Here is an 18,858-nt window from a genome sequence, read left to right as displayed (position 1 = left end):
CTCTGCTGCTCTGCTCCATCGTCCCTCCAAAACCTTTTGCCGGGGGCCGAATTGCCTGCACAGGTGCACCGGTATCGCCTGGAGAGAGGTATCGGCGGGTGCGGCCCGCGGAGCGGGCGCGGAATTCCCCACGGCCCCGGACGCACACAGGGCCCGGAATCCGTGACCGTACGGAATTCCGGGCCCTGTGCGGTGGTTCCCGCCCGGCAGTGCGAGAGATGGGCGCGACAGGACATTCCCCCAGCTACCACTGGGAGGTGCTCCCGCACCGCCGGACGGAGTCGGCGCAGAGGGGTGCGGAAGGTGGCAGCAGGCGGGCTCCGCGGCGGGGAGACGGCCCACCCTCCTTGTCGGGTGAGCCTGCCACCGCACTGGAATCTCCCCGGGACGCCGCGGAGCTCCGCACTGCTTCTCCGTACCGGCTGACCACCCCTCAACGGGCCAGCCGGTACGGTTGCGCAAGGGGTCTGACCTCCCGTCAGTCCTCGCGCAGCTCACGGACGCGCGCCTCGACGCGCTTGCCGTAGTCCTGGTCGGCGGCGTGGAAGTGGGCGAGGTTCTTCTCGATCACGTCGTCGCGGCCGACCTGGGAGAGACCGCCGGCGATGTTGTCCACCAGGCGCTTCTTCTCGTCCTCGGACATCAGGCGGTAGAGCTCACCGGCCTGGAAGAAGTCGTCGTCCTTGGAGTGGGCCGGGGCCTCGTGGGTGCCGACGTAGCCGGAGACGGCCAGCGGGGCGGAGAGCGGCTGGTCCGTCTGGGCCGGGCCGTCGTACGAGTTCGGCTCGTAGTTCTTCGCGTGGCGGTCGTAGGCGTTGGACGCCATGAAGCCGTCCCGGCCGTAGTTGTTGGCGTGGCCACCGGGAACCGCCTTGGGGGCGTTGACCGGCAGCTGGGTGTGGTTGACGCCCAGGCGGTAGCGGTGCGCGTCCGCGTAGGCGAAGAGCCGGCCCTGGAGCATCTTGTCCGGGGACGGGCCGATACCGGGCACGAAGTTGTTCGGCGAGAAGGCGGCCTGCTCGACCTCGGCGAAGACGTTGTCCGGGTTGCGGTCCAGGACCAGGCGGCCCACCCGCTGGAGCGGGTAGTCGCTGTGCGGCCACACCTTGGTCAGGTCGAACGGGTTGAAGCGGTAGTTGGCCGCCTCGGCCGCCGGCATGATCTGCACGTAGAGCGTCCAGGACGGGTACACGCCCCGCTCGATGGACTGGAGCAGGTCGGTCTGGTGGCTGTTGGGGTCCTTGCCCGCCAGCTCGGCGCCCTGCTCGGCGCTCAGGCAGCGGATGCCCTGGTTCGTCTTGAAGTGGTACTTGACGAAGAAGGCTTCGCCCTGGGCGTTGGTCCACTGGTAGGTGTGCGAACCGTAGCCGTTCATGTGGCGGTAGGACGCCGGGATGCCGCGGTCGCCCATGAGCCAGGTGATCTGGTGGGTGGCCTCGGGGGCGTGCGCCCAGAAGTCCCAGACGTTGTCCGGCTCCTGCTTGCCGGTGAACGGGTCGCGCTTCTGGGAGTGGATGAAGTCGGGGAACTTGATCGGGTCCTTGATGAAGAACACCGGGGTGTTGTTGCCGACGAGGTCGTAGTTGCCCTCTTCGGTGTAGAACTTCAGGGCGAAGCCGCGCGGGTCGCGGGCCGCGTCCGGGCCGCCGAGGCTGTCCGCGACGGTCGAGAAGCGGAGGAACGTCTCGGTCCGCTTGCCGACGGTGCCGAGGAAGTCGGCGCGGGTGAAGGCGGTGACGTCGTCGGTCACCTCGAAGTAGCCGTATGCGCCGGAGCCGCGGGCGTGCACGACGCGCTCTGGGATGCGCTCGCGGTTGAAGCGCGCGAGCTTCTCCAGGAGGTGCTGGTCCTGGAGAATGATCGGGCCGCCGACGCCTGCGGTGGCGGAGTTCTGGTTGTCGGCGATGGGGGCGCCAGCCTCCGTGGTGAGAGTGCGCGCCGTCCGCGTGGGCTTCGACATGGTGACCTTCCGTACGAGAGCGCGGAAGTTGGCTTCCGCATGTCGGAGCGTAAGAACAGCTCCGACCAAACGTCAACAGTTTGTTGAAAGAATCCTGGGTTGCGAGGGCTGGGTATTCCGGGCGGCGGCCACGCCTGGGCGCGACAGGACAGGTGTCAGCGCGGCCACCGCCCGGAAGCTGGTGTTCACGGGCCCGGAGGGGGCTCTAGGTCCCGTGGGCGAACTCATGGACCGGATCGGCCGCGGGGTCGCCGCAGGCGCCCGCCGCACGCCCGGCCCGGACCTCGACGAGGACCGGCCGCCGCGTGGAGACGGCTTCCTTGCGGGCCCACTGGACCGCCGAGCGGAGTTCCGCCGGATCGAGGACGTCGCGGCCGGTGCAGCCGTACGCCTCGACGAGCTTGAGGTGATCCGTGAAGGGATCGGGTTCTTCGGGGCCGCCGAGCATGATCACGACGAACGGCACCTCGTACCGGGCCGCCGCCGCCAACTCCTCGGCCAGGAACGGGAACCCGCGGCCGTCGACGACCGCGACGACCTCGGCATCCCGCTCGCCCCGGTGGTCCAGCGCCGTCCGCACCCCGATCGCGGCCGGCACCTCCCACCCCGGCGGACCGCTGCGCCGGGGGACCCGGTGGCGGCGCGGATCGGCGGCGGCGCCGGGGAACGTCTCCGGCAGCCCGCTGACGACATAGGTGTCCGCAGAGGTGTCCGCCGGCGACCGCGCGCCGAAGATCTCGGCGAGCTCCGCCAGCGCCCAGCCGGCCGGGACCGGGACGGCGCCGGAACCGGTACCGTCCGGCGGTGCGACCGGCGCCGGCACGGCCCCGGTCTCCGGCCGCCGGACTCCGGTCGCCGCGACCGGACCGCCGCCCCCGATCCCGCCGGCCGGTGCCGGGCCGCAGATGATCTCGGCCGCGGCCAGATCGGCCGGCACCTCGATCAGCACCGGTCCGGGACGGCCCTCCCGCGCGATCCGGAACGCCTCACGGAAAGCGCCCGGGATCCGGGCGGGGTCCTCGATCCGCTCGGCACGCTTGGTGACCGCACCGGCCAGCCGGACCAGATCCGGCGGCCGGTACGCCTCGTGCCGCGGCGGGCCGCCCGCACGGCGCGGACCGGTCGCCTCCCGCCCGGTGACGCAGACCAGCGGGACCGCGTCCTGCAGTGCCGCGTGCAGTCCGGTGATCAGCCGGGCCGCACCCGGACCCGCCGCCACCGCGGCCACGCCGGCCTTCCCGGTCGTACGGGCCCAGCCGTCAGCCATGTGCACGGCGCCCTCTTCGTGGCGCACGGACAGACGCCCGATCCCGCCGACCCGCTCCATCGCCGCGTACAGCGGGAGCAGGGCGGCACCGGGGCAGCCGAAGGCGATGCCGACGCCCTCGTCCTTCATGATCTGAACGGCCGCCTGCACGGCGGGAATGCGCTGCGCCCCCATGGTGGGAATCAGCCCTGGGTGGGGTGTCCGGAGAGGCGTTCGACGCCGCGGAGGAGGGCGGAGTGGTCGAGGCCGCCGTCGCCTTGTGCGCGCAGGGAGGCGACGAGGGTGGCGACGACGGTGCCGACGGGGAGGGCGGCGCCGACGTTGCGGGCGGCGTCGGTGACGATGCCCATGTCCTTGTGGTGCAGGTCGATGCGGAAGCCGGGCTTGAAGTCGCGGCGCAGGAAGTTGTCCTTCTTGCGGGCGAGGACGGTGGAGCCGGCGAGTCCGCCGCCCAGGACGTCGAGGGCGGCGTTGAGGTCGACGCCGGACTTCTCCAGGAAGACGACGGCTTCGGCGCAGGCTTGGATGTTGACGGCGACGATGAGTTGGTTGGCGGCCTTGACGGTCTGGCCGGAGCCGTGGGGGCCGCACAGGATGATGGTCTTGCCGAGGGCTTCGAGGATGGGCTTGGCGGCGTCGAAGTCGGCCTGCTCACCACCCACCATGATCGACAGGACGGCTTCGATGGCGCCGGCCTCGCCGCCGGAGACGGGGGCGTCGATGACGCGGATGTTCTTGGTGGCGGCGGCCTTGGCCAGGTCGATGGAGGTCTGCGGGGTGATCGAGGACATGTCGATCAGCAGCGCGCCGGTCTTGGCGTTGTCCAGGATGCCGTCGGGGCCGTAGGCGATGGCCTCGACGTGGGGGGAGGCGGGGACCATGGTGATGATGACGTCGGCGTCGGCGACGGCTTCGGCGATGTTGGTGGCGGCGGTGCCGCCGGCCTGGGTGAGGCGTTCGAGCTTGTCGGCCTCCAGGGTGTAGCCGGTTACGGAGTAGCCGGCCTTGATCAGGTTCTCGGCCATGGGCGAGCCCATGATGCCCAGCCCGATCCACGCGATCTTGGGGAGGTTGCTCATCGAAAAGCCTCTTTCACATTCAAAAACAAATGGGGGCGGCGGGTGGCGTGGTGCCTGGCTAGTGGGCGGGGCGCAGGGGTGCGGGGAGCCAGGCGAAGGCGCTGGCGCTGGGGGTGTTGCCGGGCTTGTATTCCAGGCCGATGTAGCCGTCGTAGCCGTTCTTCTTCAGGCGGCCGAGCAGGGCGGTGAAGTCGAGGGTGCCGGTGCCGGGGGCGCCGCGGCCGGGGTTGTCGGCGATCTGTACGTGCGCGGTCTTGCCGGTGTGGTGGTCGATGACCTCATCGAGGTCCTCGCCGTTCATCGACAGGTGGTAGAGGTCCATCAGGAACCGGGTGTTGTCGAGTCCGGTGGCGGCGTTGACCGCGTCGACGACCTCGATGGCCTTGGGTGCGGAGACGATCGGGCACAGCGGCGATTCGGGGGCGTTGAGCGCCTCGATCAGCAGCGTGCCGCCCACCTCGCCCACCGCACGCGCCGCGAACGTCAGGTTCTCCAGCGCGAGGGCGTCCTGTTCGGCGGGGTCTGCGCCCTCGATGCGGTTGCCGTACAGGGCGTTGAAGGTGGTGCAGCCCAGCGAGGTGGCGAACGCGATCGCCACCGGCACGTTGGCCCGGAACCTCTCCGACTCCGTGCCGGGGACCGACAGCGCACCGCGGTCGGGGCCGGGCAGCCGGCCGGCGTAGAAGTTCAGGCCCACCAGGTGCACCCCGGCGTCCTCGATGGCCTCACGCAGCGCGTCCAGCTCGGACTGCTCCGGAGTGGGAGCGTCCACCCACGGCCACCACAGCTCCACCGCCGTGAAACCCGCCGCCCGCGCGGCAGCCGGCCGCTCCAGCAACGGAAGCTCGGTGAACAGAATCGACAGGTTGACGTTGAAGCGCGTGTCCGTGAAACCCATAGGGCCGGCGCTCCTTCCGGATTGTGGAACTTACTTTCTGCGTAATGGAACACTGCCGGGCGAGCGGGGAGGCTGTCAAGAGGGGCCGGAGCCAATTTCTGGTGGCCGGGCCGAACCGCGCGTAGGTTGAACGGCGTGCGATTGAGAGTTGAGTTCACGACGGAGCCGTTCGATCTGGACGAGGCGCCGGATCATGCGGTGGTGGCGCGGGACATCGTCACCGGCGCCGGGCTGGACGCCGTCGACGTCGGGCCCTTCGGCAACACGGCCGAGGGGGAGGCGGGCCGGGTACTGGCGGCGGTGAACGCCCTGCTGCGCGAATCCCTGGAGGCCGGCGCGACCCGCGTCTCCCTCCAGGTCAATGTGATCGCGGATGCCCACGGGGCGGGCGCGGCCGAGGACGAGGGGGACGAGTCGTGACCGAGCCCGCCGACCACCCGTTCGTCCAGGCGGTCAAGCCGCTGGTGGATGCGATGGGCGGACGACTGGTCGCGCCGGACCAGGCCCGGGGCGACGACGTCGTGCTGACCTGGGAGGGGCAGGACCGGGTGGCCGTACGGCTTCCCCACCTGTCGGATTCGCTCGACCACATTCTCGCCGAGCTGGAGCGCCGGCACGGTGTGCCGCTGTCGGAGCTGGACCGCAAGACCAAGCAGTCGGTCGTGCGCATACTGGAGACGCGGGGCGCGTTCTCCGTCCGGCACGGCGTGGAAACCGTCGCCGGGGCGCTCGGTGTCAGCCGTTTCACCGTTTACAACTACCTGAACCGGGAATCCGCCGCGAAGGACGCCGACTGAGTCGAACCGGCCGGAACGCCCGCAGCAGGCTCGAAGCCGCCGCCCCGAATCACCGGGCGGCGGCTTTTGTGTCGCCGACTTTTCAACAAAGTGTTGACGTGATGTTGCCGGGGGTCTTAGCTGTTTCCAGCCAAACAGGCTGTCCAGCACCAGGCCACGGAGGCTTCCCGTGTCTTCGAGTACGCCCCAAGGGCTCTCCCGGTTCAACGCCGCCGACGACGGTACGGCTCGGGCCGCACTGCACGAGGTGTGTGCCAGCCGGTCCTGGGGAAGCGAGGTTCTCGCCCAGCGCCCCTACGCCACCACCGACGCCCTGTTCGCCGCGAGCGACGCCGCCATGGCCGAGCTGTCCGCGGAGGACCTGGCCGAGGCGATGGCCGGGCACCCGCCCATCGGCCGGCCGAAGCCGGGAGACGCGACCTCGAACCGCGAGCAGAGCGGAATGTCGGGCGCCTCCGACGCACTCAAGGAGGAGATGCTCGAACTGAACCTGGCCTACCAGGAGAAGTTCGGCCACGTCTTCCTGATCTGCGCCACCGGCCGTACCGGTGAGCAGATGCGCGACGCGGTCCGTAACCGGATCGACAACACGCCGGAACAGGAACGAGAGATCGTTCGTGTGGAGCTCGGCAAGATCAACCGCATTCGCCTGACCCGCATCGCAGAAGGAGACGCAGCATGAGCAGCGAGACGGCTGCACCGACGTCGGTGTCCACGCACATCCTGGACACCAGCGTGGGCCGCCCCGCCGAGGGCGTCGCCCTCACGCTCGCGGTGCGCTCCGGCAGCGACGGCGCCTGGACCGCCCACGGCGCGTCCAGGACCGACGGGGACGGGCGCTGCAAGGATCTCCCGGCCCTGCCGGAAGGCACCACCCATGTCCGCCTCGACTTCGCGGTCGAGGAGTACTTCGTTTCCGAACAGCACAGCATCCACCAGCAAGCCGAGGAACAGCAGGACGCCCCCCGCGTAAGGGACAGCGGAGCTTTCTTCCCGGAGGTGGCAATCACCTTTGCCGTCAAGCCGGGCGAGCACTATCACGTACCGCTGCTGCTCAACCCGTTCGGCTACTCCGTATACCGAGGGAGCTAGCACCGACATGCCCACGATTCTCGGCCAGAACCAGTACGGCAAAGCGGAAAACCGCGTCGTCAAGATCACTCGCGACGGCACCACGCACCACATCAAGGACCTGAACGTCTCGGTCGCGCTCTCCGGCGACCTGGAGGAGGTCCACCTCTCCGGCTCCAACGCCAACTGCCTGCCCACCGACACGACCAAGAACACCGTGTACGCCTTCGCCAAGGAGTACGGGATCGAGTCGGCCGAGCAGTTCGGCATCCACCTGGCCCGGCACTTCGTGACCAGCCAGGAGCCGATCAAGAGGGCCCGCATCCGGATCGAGGAGTACGCCTGGGAGCGGATCGAGACCTCGGACGCCAACTCGCGGTTCATCGGCTCCGATGACGTCAAGCACTCCTTCGTCCGCAAGGGCCAGGAGACCCGGCTGACCGAGATCACCTACGACGGCGAGCAGTGGCAGGTCATCTCCGGCCTCAAGGACCTGGTCGTCATGAACTCCACCAACTCGGAGTTCTGGGGGTACATCAAGGACAAGTACACGACCTTGAAGGAGGCGTACGACCGCATCCTCGCCACGCAGGTGTCCAGCCGCTGGCGGTTCAACTGGACCGACGACGAGCAGCGGATGCCCAACTGGGAGCGTTCGTACGAGCAGGTCAAGAAGCACATGCTGCAGGCGTTCGCCGAGACCTACAGCCTCTCGCTGCAGCAGACCCTGTACCAGATGGGCGCGCGCATCATCAACAACAGGTCCGAGGTCGACGAGATCCGCTTCTCGCTGCCCAACAAGCACCACTTCCTCGTGGACCTGGAGCCCTTCGGGCTCAAGAACGACAACGAGGTCTACTACGCGGCGGACCGCCCGTACGGACTGATCGAAGCCACTGTTCTGCGCGACGGTGTCGAAGCCCGGATCCCGATGGATCTGACGAACCTCTGACGGTTCCGACGCAACGCCGTGCCTCGTGTCCCCTCCCCACCCCGCAGCGGGGAGGGGACGCGAAACCCGAGGGGAACGACCCATGGCACAGCAAGAGCTAGCCCCGCACCACCCCGTCCCACCGGTCCATCCGGTGGACGAGAAGCCGGCAGTGAAGCGGCTCGTCCCGGCCGCCCTCCAGCACATCGCCGCCATGTACGCCGGCGTCGTCACCCCTCCGCTCATCGTCGGCCAGGCCGTCGGCCTGGACACCGCGGGCCGGACCCGGCTCATCGCCGCCAGCCTGCTCATCGCCGGGTGCGCAACGCTGTTGCAGACGCTCGGCGTCCGCACGTTCGCCGGCAACCGCCTGCCGTTCGTCAACGCGGCCAGCTCCGCCGGCATCACCCCGATGCTCGCCATCGCCGAGACCACCGCCAAGGGCCACCAACTCCCCGCCATCTACGGCGCGGTGATGGTCGCCGGGGTGTTCTGCCTGGCGGTCGGACCGTTCTTCGGGAGACTGCTCCGCTTCTTCCCGCCGCTGGTCACCGGCGTCGTGATCACCCTCATCGGGGTCACGCTGATGCCCGTACCGGTCGGCTGGGCACAGGGCGGCGACAAGCACGCCGCCGACTTCGGCTCCCCGCAGAACCTGGCACTGGCCGGCTTCACCCTCCTCGTGGTGCTGCTGATCCAGCGCTTCACCAAGGGCTTCGTCAGGCAGATTGCGCTGCTGATCGGCCTGGTCGCCGGCACGCTGGCCGCGATCCCCTTCGGGATGGCGAGCTTCGACGGGCTGCGCTCGGCCCCGGTCGCCGCACTGCCCACCCCGTTCTCCTTCGGCCCGCCGGAATTCCAGCCCGCCGCGATCCTCTCGCTGTGCATCGTGATGCTGGTGCTGATGACCGAGTCGTCGGCCGGGATGCTGGCCCTCGGCGAGATCTGCGACCGCCCGACCACCGGCGACACCATCACCCGTGGACTGCGCACCGACGGCATCGCCACCCTCCTCGGGCCGGTCTTCGGCGGCTTCCCGACCAGCGCCTTCGCGCAGAACGTCGGCGTGGTCTCGCTCACCCGGGTCCGCAGCCGCTATGTCGTCGCACTGGCCGGCGCGGTGCTCCTGGTGCTCGGCGCCTTCCCCGTCCTGGGCGCCGTGGTCTCCGTCGTACCGATGCCGGTGCTGGGCGGCGCGGGCATCGTGCTCTTCGGCTCGATCGCGGTCAGCGGCATCCGTACGCTCTCCGAGGCCGGACTCGACGACAGCTCCAACATCATCCTGGTGGCCGTGTCGCTCGGCGCGGGCATCATCCCGCTCGCCGCGCCGACCTTCTACGCCGGGTTCCCCGCCTGGGCACAGACCGTGCTCGGCTCCGGGATCAGCGCCGGAGCCCTGACCGCGGTCCTGCTCAACCTGTTCTTCCATCATCTCGGCACCCGGAGCACACCACGGGCAGCGGTACTGTCAGCCGCGTCGTCCGGCTCCGGCACTCAAATCCCGTAGGGCCTTGCCGTGCCCACATCGCCACGAAAGAACGAGGAAAGCCCCATGGCAGCATCGGCAGCCCCTGACAGCGCGGTGAAGCAGCGCATCGTCATCGAGAACTGTGCCATCGCGACCGTCGACGCCGACGACACCGAGTACGCCAGCGGTCATGTCGTCGTCGCGGACAACGTCATCGAGTCGCTGGGCGCGGGAAAGGCCCCCGAGGGCCTTGCGAACGTGGTCCGCCGCGTCGACGGGACCGGCCACCTGGCCACCCCGGGCCTGATCAACACCCACCACCACTTCTACCAGTGGATCACCCGTGGCCTGGCCACCGACCACAACCTCTTCAACTGGCTGGTCGCGCTCTACCCGACCTGGGCCCGCATCGACGCGCAGATGCTCACCGCGGCCACCCAGGGCTCGCTCGGCATGATGGTCAGGGGTGGCGTCACCACCGCCTCCGACCACCACTACGTCTTCCCCAAGGGCTCCGGCGACCTCGTCGGCGCCGAACTGGCCGCGGTCGCCGAGATCGGCGCGCGGATCACCCTCGCCCGCGGCTCCATGGACCGCAGCGAGAAGGACGGCGGACTGCCGCCGGACTTCGCGGTGGAGACCACCGAGGGCGCCCTGATCGCCACCGAAGAGGCCATCGACAAGCACCACGACGCCTCGTTCGGCTCGATGGTGCACATCGCCGCCGCCCCCTGCTCCCCGTTCTCCATCTCCACCGAACTCCTCAAGGAGGGCGCCGCGCTCGCCCGCCGCAAGGGCGTGCGGATGCACACCCACGGCTCGGAGACCGTGGAGGAGGAGAAGTTCTGCCACGAGCTGTTCGGCATGGGCCCGACCGACTACTTCGAGTCCACCGGCTGGCTCGGTGACGACGTGTGGATGGCGCACTGCGTCCACATGAACGACTCCGACATCGCCGCCTTCGCCCGTACGAAGACCGGCGTGGCGCACTGCCCGTCCTCCAACGCCCGCCTCGCCGCCGGCATCGCCCGGGTCCCGGACATGCTCGCGGCCGGCGTCCCGGTCGGCCTCGGCGTCGACGGCACCGCCTCCAACGAGTCCGGCGAACTCCACACCGAGCTGCGCAACGCGCTGCTCATCAACCGCCTCGGCGCCCACAAGGAGGCCGCCCTCAACGCCCGCAAGGCGCTGCGGCTCGGCACCTACGGCGGTGCCCAGGTCCTCGGCCGGACCCGCGAGATCGGCTCCCTGGAGCCGGGCAAGCTCGCCGACCTGGTCCTGTGGAAGCTGGACACCCTCGCCCACTCCTCGATCGCCGACCCGGTGACCGCCCTGGTCTTCGGAGCGGCGGCCCCGGTCACGCTGTCGCTGGTCGACGGCAAGCCGGTCGTCGAGGACAACCACCTCACCAACGTCGACGAGGACGCCATCGCCCGCTCCGCGCGGGACGAGGCCCAGCGTCTGGCCCGTATCGCCGCCGAGGGCTGATCCCCCCGGCCGCGGCACGACAACCCAAGACTCGGTCGGGAGGGACGGCTCCCGGCTGAGCTTGTGGATCCGACAGGGATCCGCAAGCGCCGGACCCCGGGGGTGCGGGATCACCTCGTACCCCCGGGCCGGTCATCCCCCACATCGCCGCCCACGCGCCACAAGCGCGGCCATCTGCACGCTCACCAGCGCGACTTCCGGCACCACGCACCACATCGCACGCCCTCCGTGACAGCCTCGCACCGCCTCCCCCGGCGGAGCAGAAATCGACAGGAGGCCCGCAGTGGCCGCAATTACCGGGCAGAAGCCGGAGGAGGACCGGAAGCATCCGGTCGACGAAACCCTCCCGCCCTTCAAGATGTTCACCAGCGGCCTCCAGCATGTGGCCGCAATGTATGCGGGTGTGGTGGCCCCGCCGATGATCGTCGGGCCCGCCTGCGGGCTCAGCCCCACCGAGACCGCGTTCCTCATGGGTGCCAGCCTCTTCACCGCCGGGATCGCCACCCTCCTCCAGACCCTGGGGTTCTGGAAGGTCGGGGCCAAGCTCCCGTTCGTCAACGGCGTCTCGTTCGCCGGTGTCACGCCCATGGTGGCCATCGCCAAGCAGCACAGCCCGCACGACGCGCTGCCGGTGATCTTCGGCGCGGTCATCGTCGCCGGTGTCCTGGGCTTCCTCCTCGCCCCCTACTTCTCCCGGCTCGTCCGCTTCTTCCCGCCGGTGGTCACCGGCACCGTCATCACCCTGATCGGCGTCTCGCTGCTCCCGGTGGCCTTCCGCTGGTCCGAGGGCGGCAACGAACAGGCCGCGGACTACGGCTCGTTGAAGAACATCGCGATGGCCGCGGTCACCTTCCTGATCGTGCTCGCGCTGCGCCGGGTGCTGCGCGGGTTCCTCCAGCAGATCGCCATCCTGCTCGGCCTGATCGCCGGCACCGTGGTCGCGATACCCGTCGGCATCACCCACTTCTCGGTCCTCACCCAGGCGAGCCTGATCGGCTTCCCGACGCCGTTCCACTTCGGCGCCCCGCGGTTCGACCTCGCCGCGATCATCTCGATGTGCATCGTGATGCTGGTCTGCATGACCGAGTCGACGGCCGACATGCTCGCCCTCGGCAAGATCGTGGACCGCCCGGCGGACGAGCGCACCATCGAGGGCGGCCTGCGCGCCGACACCCTCGGCACCGCCCTCAGCCCGCTGTTCAACGGCTTCGCCAACAGCGCCTTCGCACAGAACATCGGCCTGGTCGCGATGACCAAGGTCCGCAGCCGCTTCGTCGTGGCCACCAGTGGGGCGATCCTGATCGTCATGGGCCTGTGCCCGGTCGCCGCCTCGGTCATCTCGCTGGTCCCGCTGCCGGTCCTCGGTGGCGCCGGCATCGTCCTGTTCGGCTCGGTGGCCGCCAGCGGCATCCAGACGCTGGCCTCCGCCGCGATGGAGAAGGGCGAGAACGCGCTGATCGTCGCCGCCGCCCTCGGCATCGGCCTGATCCCGATCGCGGCGCCGGAGTTCTACCACAACTTCCCCAAGGACCTCCTGGTCGTCCTGGACTCCGGGATCAGCACCGGCTGCCTGGTCGCCATCGTCCTCAACCTCGCCTTCAACCACTTCGGCCGCAAGGACCCGTCCGCGCCGGACGCGCCGGCGGCCGACGGCCACACACCCCCGTCCGCCGCGGAGATCCCGCACCAGCCCGAACGCGGCCGGATGGACGACGGCGAGACCGCGGCCTCGCCCGCGCACTGACCGACCGCCCCGCCCCATCGCAACGGCCCGTAGGGGAACGGCAACCGCCGTACCCGTACGGGCCGTTGGGCGTGCGCGGACCGCCGTCCGCCGCGGCTCCGGTCAGCCGATGTGGTAGCTGTCGCCGTACACCTTCCAGTCCAGCGGGGTGTGCAGATCGAGGTTGCCGTCGTTCAGGAACACCCGCTGCTCGGTGTCCACCCGGCTGGTGTCGCTGTGCGCCTGCTCCTGCTTCATCGCCCACACCCGGGCGTCGAGGAAGGCGTTCAGATACGCCGTCTCGTCGCCGCCCTGGGACGGCGGCTTCGCCTGGGCCTGCGCGCGCTTGCGGATGCCGGAGAAGCCGGTCGGGTCGCTGCCGTCGCCGTGCATCACGATCGCGTCGTAGTACGCGAACTGCCCCAGGACGCCGACCCCGTCGGCCTTGCCCTGCTCGACCGCCGGGTTGAAGTACACCCGGTCCCGCTCGTCGTTCTGCGCCTGCCGGAAGCCGGGGTCCTGCGCCGCCGCCTTCCAGTCCTTCGGGTAGTCCGGGTCCAGCCCGTCGTGGGAACCGCTGCCGTCGACCCTGCGCAGCGCCGGCAGGTACCTGGCGAGGACGTTGTCCGGCTTGCGCTGCGTGTAGAGCTCGACGAGCTGCAGCATGTCGTGGGTACCGGAGGTGAACCCGATGATGCCGCCGGTGTAGCCGCGGCCGTCGCCGATGTCCTCGATGTACCCGTACTGGGCCTTCCAGTCGAGCGAGGAGTTCTCCGCGCTGGAGACCAGCTGCATGGCGATCTCCTTCTTCGCCGGGTCGTCGAGGCCACCGGCCCGTACGGCGTGCGGAGCGGTACGCGCGGGCGCCCGGCCGGCGGGAACGGCCGCGGTGGCGACGGCGGTTGCGGGGACGGCGAGCAGCGCGAGGCCGAGCGCGAAGCGGGTGGCGCTCTTGGGCAGGGCTCTGGCTATCGATCGGGTGCGCATGGAGTCCTCCTGTACGGAGTGGGCCGTGGGGGGTTCCCCAATCGTTAGGAAGCTTTCCTACCAGACTTGGAAGGTGTCGTATACCCGTCAGGCGCAAGGTCCGGACCGCGCCAGAGGTGGCCAACGGGCCCAGTGCTGCGGGTGGTTGGTCGTCCCCGATGGTCAGCCCACGTCCGCCGGCCGCCAGACGTACGGCACGGTCACCGCCGCCGCGACCAGCCCCACCCGGGCGAGGACCGGTCGGCTGCTCTCCAGCGCGTCCACCTGGACGTAGCGGAACCCGCGCCGCGCGGCGAGCGCCGCGCGCGCCGCCACCAGCGCCCGGTACAGGCCCTGCCCGCGCCAGTTGGGGAGCGTGGAGCCGCCCCACAGCGACGCGAACTGCGTCCCCGGGTGGAAGCGCACCCAGCCCGCGCAGATCACCTCACCGGCCAGCGACTCCGCGACCATGACCACGCACGGATCCTCCGCGCCGGACACCCACCTCTCCATGGCGTCCGGCAGCCAGTCCCACTCCTCGCCCCACACCGCCTCCGCGAGCTCCTGGATCCGCTCGAAGTCGGCGCGGGCCGTGACCTCGCGCAGCTGCACCCCCTGGGGGAGCCGCGGCACGGCGGCGGCCTCGGCGACCTCCGCCGCCTCCCCGATCATCACCGTCTCCGGCGCCTCGGGGGCGAACCCGGCGGCCCGCAGCCGCTCGGGCAGGTCGGCCGGCAGGTCGTGCGCGTGGTACTTCCACTCCACCGGCTGCCCCAGCGCCGCGAAGTGCGCGCGCTGCGCGGCGATGAACGCGTCCAGCTCCGGCCCGTCCAGCCCGCCCAGGTCGCGGTAGAGGATCACCCCGCCCTGCCCCGGCACCGCCCTGCGCAGCACCGGACCGACCTGTTTGGCACCCGGCTCACCGGGGGCGAAGCCGCGGCCCCGCACCTGCTCGTCGTACGCGGCGCGGTAGCCGGCCGCCCGGCTGTCGAGGTGATGGTTCGTCACCCGCGCCACTCCACCACACCGCACGCCGCGCGGTGTCCCTTTCGCGCCAGATCACCCGTCCCGGGGCGCGCCGGTACCGCGCGCCCCCGCTCGGTCCGGTCGCTCACCCGAGCAGCCGCCCCACCAGTTCCCGGATCTCTTCCTCCGGCGCGAACGCGCCCTCCGGAAAGGCCAGTTGACGGAGCACCACACCATCCACGTAGTCCAGCAGCAGCCGCCCGTGCCGTTCGGGCGCCGCCGACCCGCAGTGGCGGGCCCATTCCGTGCTCCACTCCAGCACCGCCTGTCGCCCCCGTCCCAGCGGCGCCCGCAGTTCCGGCCGGCCCGGGGACTCCAGGAACAGCGCGAACCGCGCGGCCGTACGGACCCGCGCCGGCCCGACGGCATGCCGCACGAACGCGGCGAGCGCCGCCGCCAGTTCCGGGTGGCCGGCCGGGGCGACGCCGGCCGTGAACGCCTCCCAGTCGCGCCGCTCCAGCACCTGGAGGTGCGCCACGATCCCCTCGATCAACGCCGCCCGGTTGCGGAAGTAGTTGGACGTGGTCCCCGTCGGCACCCCCGCCGCGCCGTCCACCGCCTGATACGTCAGCCGCCGGGAGCCCTCGCCCCCCAGCACCTCGATCGCCGCGTCCAGTACCTGCTCCCGCCGCCGTGCCACGTTCCCTCCGCCCCTTACCGCGCTCTTACTACATCCATAGTACGAGCTGTGGTTGGCGTGTCTCGGCGGCGACTCCGGCTCCGCGCCCCACGCCGTTGGCGAGCCCCTCCGCCCCCACCCACCGGGCGGCAACCGAGGCCGCGCCGGCCCCCGCCGGCCTGAGGGAACCGAGCGCGATCCGTCACCCCCACGAGCACAACCCCATCCGCCCCTTTATGCCCGATATGCTGCAAAAGACCCGAAAGTGAGTCACCGTGCGCCCACGCCCGCCGCCACAGAGAGGCACCCGCGTGCACCACGACGCCAACGCGCTGGAGTCCACCGTCGACGCCCTGATGGACGACCTGTGCGCCGACCTCAAACGCCTCGCCGCCATCCCGTCCATCGCCTTCCCCGGCTTCTCGCCCGAACCGGTCCTCCAGGCCCGCGACCTCGTCGTCGCCCTCCTCAGAGACGCAGGCGTCACCGACATCGGCGAGCTGAACCTCCCCGACACCGCCCCGGTCATCACCGCCACCCTCCCCCGCCCACCCCCGACGCCCCCACCGTCCTCCTCTACGCCCACTACGACGTCCAGCCGCCCGGCGGCGAACACCTCTGGGACTCCCCGCCGTTCGAGCCCACGGACATCGAGGGCGGCATCCGCGCCCGCGGTATCGCCGACGACAAGGCCAACGTGATGGTCCATATCGGCGCGCTGCGCGCGTTCGGCGGCCGGCCGCCCGTCGGCCTCAGGATCGTCATCGAGGGCCAGGAGGAGTACGGCAGCGCCTTCGACGACTACCCGCCCACCGACCCGGACCTCTTCGCCTGCGACGCGATGATCATCGCCGACACCGGCAGCATCCGGCCCGGCACCCCCACCCTCACCACCGCCCTGCGCGGCGCCGCCGAGGTCTTCGTCGAGGCCCGCACCCTCGGCGCCGCCGTCCACAGCGGCGAGTACGGCGGCGCCGCCCCCGACGCCCTGCTCGTCCTCGTCAAGGCCCTCGCCACCCTCCACGACGTCCACGGCGACGTCGCCGTCGAGGGCCTGCGCCGCGAACCCTGGTCCGGCACCGACCTCACCGACGACGAGTTCCGCGAGCTGGCCGGCGTCCGCCGCGACACCCCCCTCATCGGCTCCGGCGGCCTCGGCGAACGCCTCTGGAGCGGCCCGGCGATCACCGTCATCGGCCTGGACGCCCCGCCCGTCGACCGCGCCGCCTCCGCCGTCGTCCCGCACGCCCGCGCCAAGCTCAACCTCCGCGTGCACCCCCGGCAGGACCCCAAGGAGGCGCAGGCCGCGCTCGTCCGCCATCTGCGGAGCCTGCGCCCCTTCGGCATCCCGCTCACCGTCACCCCGGGCGACACCGGTCCGGGGTACGAGGCCGCCACCGGCGGCCCCGCCTACCGCGCCGCCCGCACCGCCCTGCGCCGCGCCTGGGGCGCCGACCCCGTACACGCCGCGTCCGGCGGTTCCATCCCCCTGGTCAACGGGCTGGCCAAGGCGGCACCGGGCGCCGAGATCCTGCTCTTCGGCGCCGAGGACAACCTCTGCAACCTCCACGGCCCCAACGAACGCGTCCTGCTGTCCGAACTCCGCGCCGCCCTCCTCGCCGAGGCCGCCTTCTTCACCGAGTACGCCGCCACGCACCGCGCCGGCGCCGCAACATGACGCCGGAGCCGTCCGACGAAGTGCCGACCGGCACCGTGCCGCCCTCCATCGAGGGCGTGGTCCCCGGCACCCCCCGGATCGGCCGCGACAGGTGCCTTCGCTTCTGAAGGGGGCGAGCGGCAGGGCGAAGGGCCGGTACGCACCGCGGTGTTGCGGTGCGTACCGGCCCTTCGGCCGTTGCGGCGGATGCCGGGCGGTGTGTCGGATCAGCCCAGCAGCTCGTAGGCCGGCAGGGTCAGGAAGTCGGCGTAGTCGGCGTCCAGGGAGACCTTCAGGAGGAGGTCGTGAGCCTGCTGCCACTTGCCGGTGGTGAAGGCTTCGTCGCCCAACTCGGTGCGGATCGCGGCGAGTTCGTCGGCGGCGATGCGGCGGACGAGGTCGGCGGTGGCCTTGGTGCCGGCGTGCTCGCCGTCCTGGAAGACGACGCCGGCGTCGACCCACTGCCAGATCTGGGAGCGGGAGATCTCGGCGGTGGCGGCGTCCTCCATCAGGCCGAAGATGGCGACGGCGCCGAGGCCGCGCAGCCACGCCTCGATGTAGCGGGTGCCGACCTGGACGGCGTCGACCAGGCCCTGGTAGGTGGGCCGGGCGTCGAGGGAGTCGATGGCGATGAGGTCGGCGGCGGCCACCGTGACGTCCTCGCGGAGGCGGTCCTTCTGGTGGGGCCGCTCGCCGAGGACCGCGTCGAAGGAGGCGCGGGCGACCGGCACCAGGTCGGGGTGGGCGACCCAGGAGCCGTCGAAGCCGTCGCCGGCCTCCCGGTCCTTGTCGTTCTTGACCTTGGTGAGGGCCTTCTCGTTGGCCTCGGGGTCGCGTCGGTTGGGGATGAACGCCGCCATGCCGCCGATGGCGTGGGCGCCGCGCTTGTGGCAGGTGCGGACCAGCAGTTCGGTGTAGGCGCGCATGAACGGGGCGGTCATGGTGACCGCGTTGCGGTCGGGGAGGACGAACCTGGCGCCGCCGTCGCGGAAGTTCTTGACGATGGAGAAGAGGTAGTCCCAGCGGCCGGCGTTGAGGCCCGAGGCGTGGTCGCGCAGCTCGTAGAGGATCTCCTCCATCTCGTACGCGGCGGTGATGGTCTCGATCAGGACGGTGGCGCGGATGGTGCCCTGCGGGATGCCGACGTAGTCCTGGGCGAAGACGAAGATCTCGTTCCAGAGGCGCGCCTCCAGGTACGACTCGGTCTTCGGCAGGTAGAAGTAGGGGCCCTTGCCGAGGTCCAGCAGGCGCTGCGCGTTGTGGAAGAAGTAGAGGCCGAAGTCGACCAGTGCGCCGGGGACCGGGCGGCCCTCGAACTGCAGGTGGCGCTCCTCCAGGTGCCAGCCGCGGGGCCGCATCACGACGGTGGCGAGTTCCTCGGCCGGCTTGAGCGCGTACGACTTGCCGGTGCGGGCGTCGGTGAAGTCGATCCGGCGCTCGTAGGCGTCGATCAGGTTGAGCTGGCCGGTGACGACGTTCTCCCAGGTGGGGGCGGACGCGTCCTCGAAGTCCGCGAGCCAGACCCTGGCGCCGGAGTTGAGCGCGTTGATGGTCATCTTGCGGTCGGTGGGGCCGGTGATCTCGACCCGGCGGTCGTTGAGGGCGGCGGGGGCCGCGGCGACCCGCCAGCTGTCGTCGGCGCGGATCCGCGCGGTCTCCGGGAGGAAGTCCAGCGTGCTGGTCCGGGCGATGTCGGCGCGGCGCTCGGCGCGGCGGGCGAGCAGTTCGTCGCGGCGCGGGGTGAACCGCCGGTGCAGCTCGGCGACGAAGGCGAGTGCGGCCTCGGTGAGGACCTCGCCCTGCCGTTCCGGGGTGTGCGCGGGGTCGACTTCGACAATGGCCAGCGGGGACGGCGCTGGTGCGGACATGAGCTGTCACTCCATTCAGCGGCGGTGCCTGGCGGCCGCC

The 18,858-nt window shown here is 70.9% G+C and carries 17 protein-coding genes; 9 read left to right on the top strand and 8 right to left on the bottom strand.

The annotated features are described in order from the left end of the window. Window positions 1-478: 478 nt before the first annotated feature. The 4 genes from GR130_RS28785 to GR130_RS28770 form a co-directional block, all read right to left on the bottom strand. Entirely contained in the window at window positions 479-1,960 is a 1,482-nt protein-coding gene (locus GR130_RS28785) for a catalase (protein WP_159507413.1), read from the bottom strand. 205 nt (window positions 1,961-2,165) lie between these two features. After that, a complete protein-coding gene (locus tag GR130_RS28780) occupies window positions 2,166-3,401 on the bottom strand; it encodes a thiamine pyrophosphate-binding protein (RefSeq protein ID WP_159507412.1) in 1,236 nt (411 codons plus the stop codon). 8 nt (window positions 3,402-3,409) lie between these two features. Continuing rightward, window positions 3,410-4,306 (bottom strand): 2-hydroxy-3-oxopropionate reductase, encoded by an 897-nt coding sequence (locus tag GR130_RS28775; protein WP_159506742.1) that lies wholly within the window; start codon window positions 4,304-4,306, stop codon window positions 3,410-3,412. 58 nt (window positions 4,307-4,364) lie between these two features. Beyond that, window positions 4,365-5,204, bottom strand: coding sequence for a TIM barrel protein (locus tag GR130_RS28770; RefSeq protein ID WP_159506743.1), 840 nt, complete (start codon window positions 5,202-5,204; stop codon window positions 4,365-4,367). 135 nt (window positions 5,205-5,339) lie between these two features. On the opposite strand from GR130_RS28770, the gene GR130_RS28765 reads away from it, so the two are divergent. The 8 genes from GR130_RS28765 to GR130_RS28730 all read left to right on the top strand — a co-directional run bounded on the left by GR130_RS28765 (window position 5,340) and on the right by GR130_RS28730 (window position 12,703). Then, window positions 5,340-5,624 carry a hypothetical protein gene (locus GR130_RS28765; RefSeq protein ID WP_159507411.1) on the top strand — a complete coding sequence of 95 codons (285 nt, stop codon included), beginning with the start codon at window positions 5,340-5,342 and terminating at the stop codon, window positions 5,622-5,624. Further along, entirely contained in the window at window positions 5,621-6,001 is a 381-nt protein-coding gene (locus tag GR130_RS28760; RefSeq protein WP_159507410.1) for a helix-turn-helix domain-containing protein, read from the top strand. The genes GR130_RS28765 and GR130_RS28760 overlap by 4 nt, the downstream gene beginning before the upstream one ends. Before the next feature lie 169 nt (window positions 6,002-6,170). After that, window positions 6,171-6,683, top strand: a complete 513-nt coding sequence (gene uraD, locus GR130_RS28755; protein ID WP_159507409.1) for a 2-oxo-4-hydroxy-4-carboxy-5-ureidoimidazoline decarboxylase — start codon at window positions 6,171-6,173, stop codon at window positions 6,681-6,683. Further along, entirely contained in the window at window positions 6,680-7,093 is a 414-nt protein-coding gene (uraH, locus tag GR130_RS28750) for a hydroxyisourate hydrolase (protein WP_159507408.1), read from the top strand. The genes uraD and uraH overlap by 4 nt, the downstream gene beginning before the upstream one ends. A gap of 7 nt (window positions 7,094-7,100) precedes the next feature. Further along, a complete protein-coding gene (gene pucL, locus GR130_RS28745) occupies window positions 7,101-8,024 on the top strand; it encodes a factor-independent urate hydroxylase (protein WP_159507407.1) in 924 nt (307 codons plus the stop codon). A gap of 82 nt (window positions 8,025-8,106) precedes the next feature. Next, window positions 8,107-9,510: a nucleobase:cation symporter-2 family protein gene (locus GR130_RS28740; RefSeq protein WP_201305026.1), complete on the top strand. Its 1,404-nt coding sequence runs from the start codon at window positions 8,107-8,109 to the stop codon at window positions 9,508-9,510. A gap of 45 nt (window positions 9,511-9,555) precedes the next feature. Then, complete coding sequence (locus tag GR130_RS28735; RefSeq protein WP_159507406.1) at window positions 9,556-10,959, top strand: 8-oxoguanine deaminase; 1,404 nt, start codon at window positions 9,556-9,558, stop codon at window positions 10,957-10,959. Between the two features lie 283 nt (window positions 10,960-11,242). Further along, entirely contained in the window at window positions 11,243-12,703 is a 1,461-nt protein-coding gene (locus GR130_RS28730) for a nucleobase:cation symporter-2 family protein (RefSeq protein WP_159507405.1), read from the top strand. A gap of 102 nt (window positions 12,704-12,805) precedes the next feature. Here the strand turns inward: GR130_RS28730 and GR130_RS28725 are convergent, their stop codons facing one another. The 3 genes from GR130_RS28725 to GR130_RS28715 all read right to left on the bottom strand — a co-directional run bounded on the left by GR130_RS28725 (window position 12,806) and on the right by GR130_RS28715 (window position 15,314). Further along, a complete protein-coding gene (locus tag GR130_RS28725; RefSeq protein ID WP_159507404.1) occupies window positions 12,806-13,669 on the bottom strand; it encodes a chitosanase in 864 nt (287 codons plus the stop codon). Window positions 13,670-13,831: 162 nt separating this feature from the next. Then, the gene (locus tag GR130_RS28720) at window positions 13,832-14,656 is read right to left on the bottom strand and encodes a GNAT family N-acetyltransferase (protein ID WP_159507403.1); all 825 of its coding nucleotides are present in this window, start codon (window positions 14,654-14,656) and stop codon (window positions 13,832-13,834) included. A gap of 103 nt (window positions 14,657-14,759) precedes the next feature. Beyond that, window positions 14,760-15,314, bottom strand: a complete 555-nt coding sequence (locus GR130_RS28715) for a TetR/AcrR family transcriptional regulator (protein ID WP_159507402.1) — start codon at window positions 15,312-15,314, stop codon at window positions 14,760-14,762. A gap of 244 nt (window positions 15,315-15,558) precedes the next feature. On the opposite strand from GR130_RS28715, the gene GR130_RS28710 reads away from it, so the two are divergent. Then, the gene (locus tag GR130_RS28710) at window positions 15,559-16,971 is read left to right on the top strand and encodes a M20/M25/M40 family metallo-hydrolase (RefSeq protein WP_328707572.1); all 1,413 of its coding nucleotides are present in this window, start codon (window positions 15,559-15,561) and stop codon (window positions 16,969-16,971) included. Between the two features lie 206 nt (window positions 16,972-17,177). Here the strand turns inward: GR130_RS28710 and aceB are convergent, their stop codons facing one another. Beyond that, window positions 17,178-18,818 carry a malate synthase A gene (gene aceB, locus GR130_RS28705; protein WP_159507401.1) on the bottom strand — a complete coding sequence of 547 codons (1,641 nt, stop codon included), beginning with the start codon at window positions 18,816-18,818 and terminating at the stop codon, window positions 17,178-17,180. Between the last annotated feature and the right edge of the window lie 40 nt (window positions 18,819-18,858).

Source organism: Streptomyces sp. GS7, from assembly GCF_009834125.1.
Classification (GTDB): Bacteria; Actinomycetota; Actinomycetes; order Streptomycetales; family Streptomycetaceae; genus Streptomyces.
This window is presented reverse-complemented; position numbering and strand designations above follow the sequence as displayed.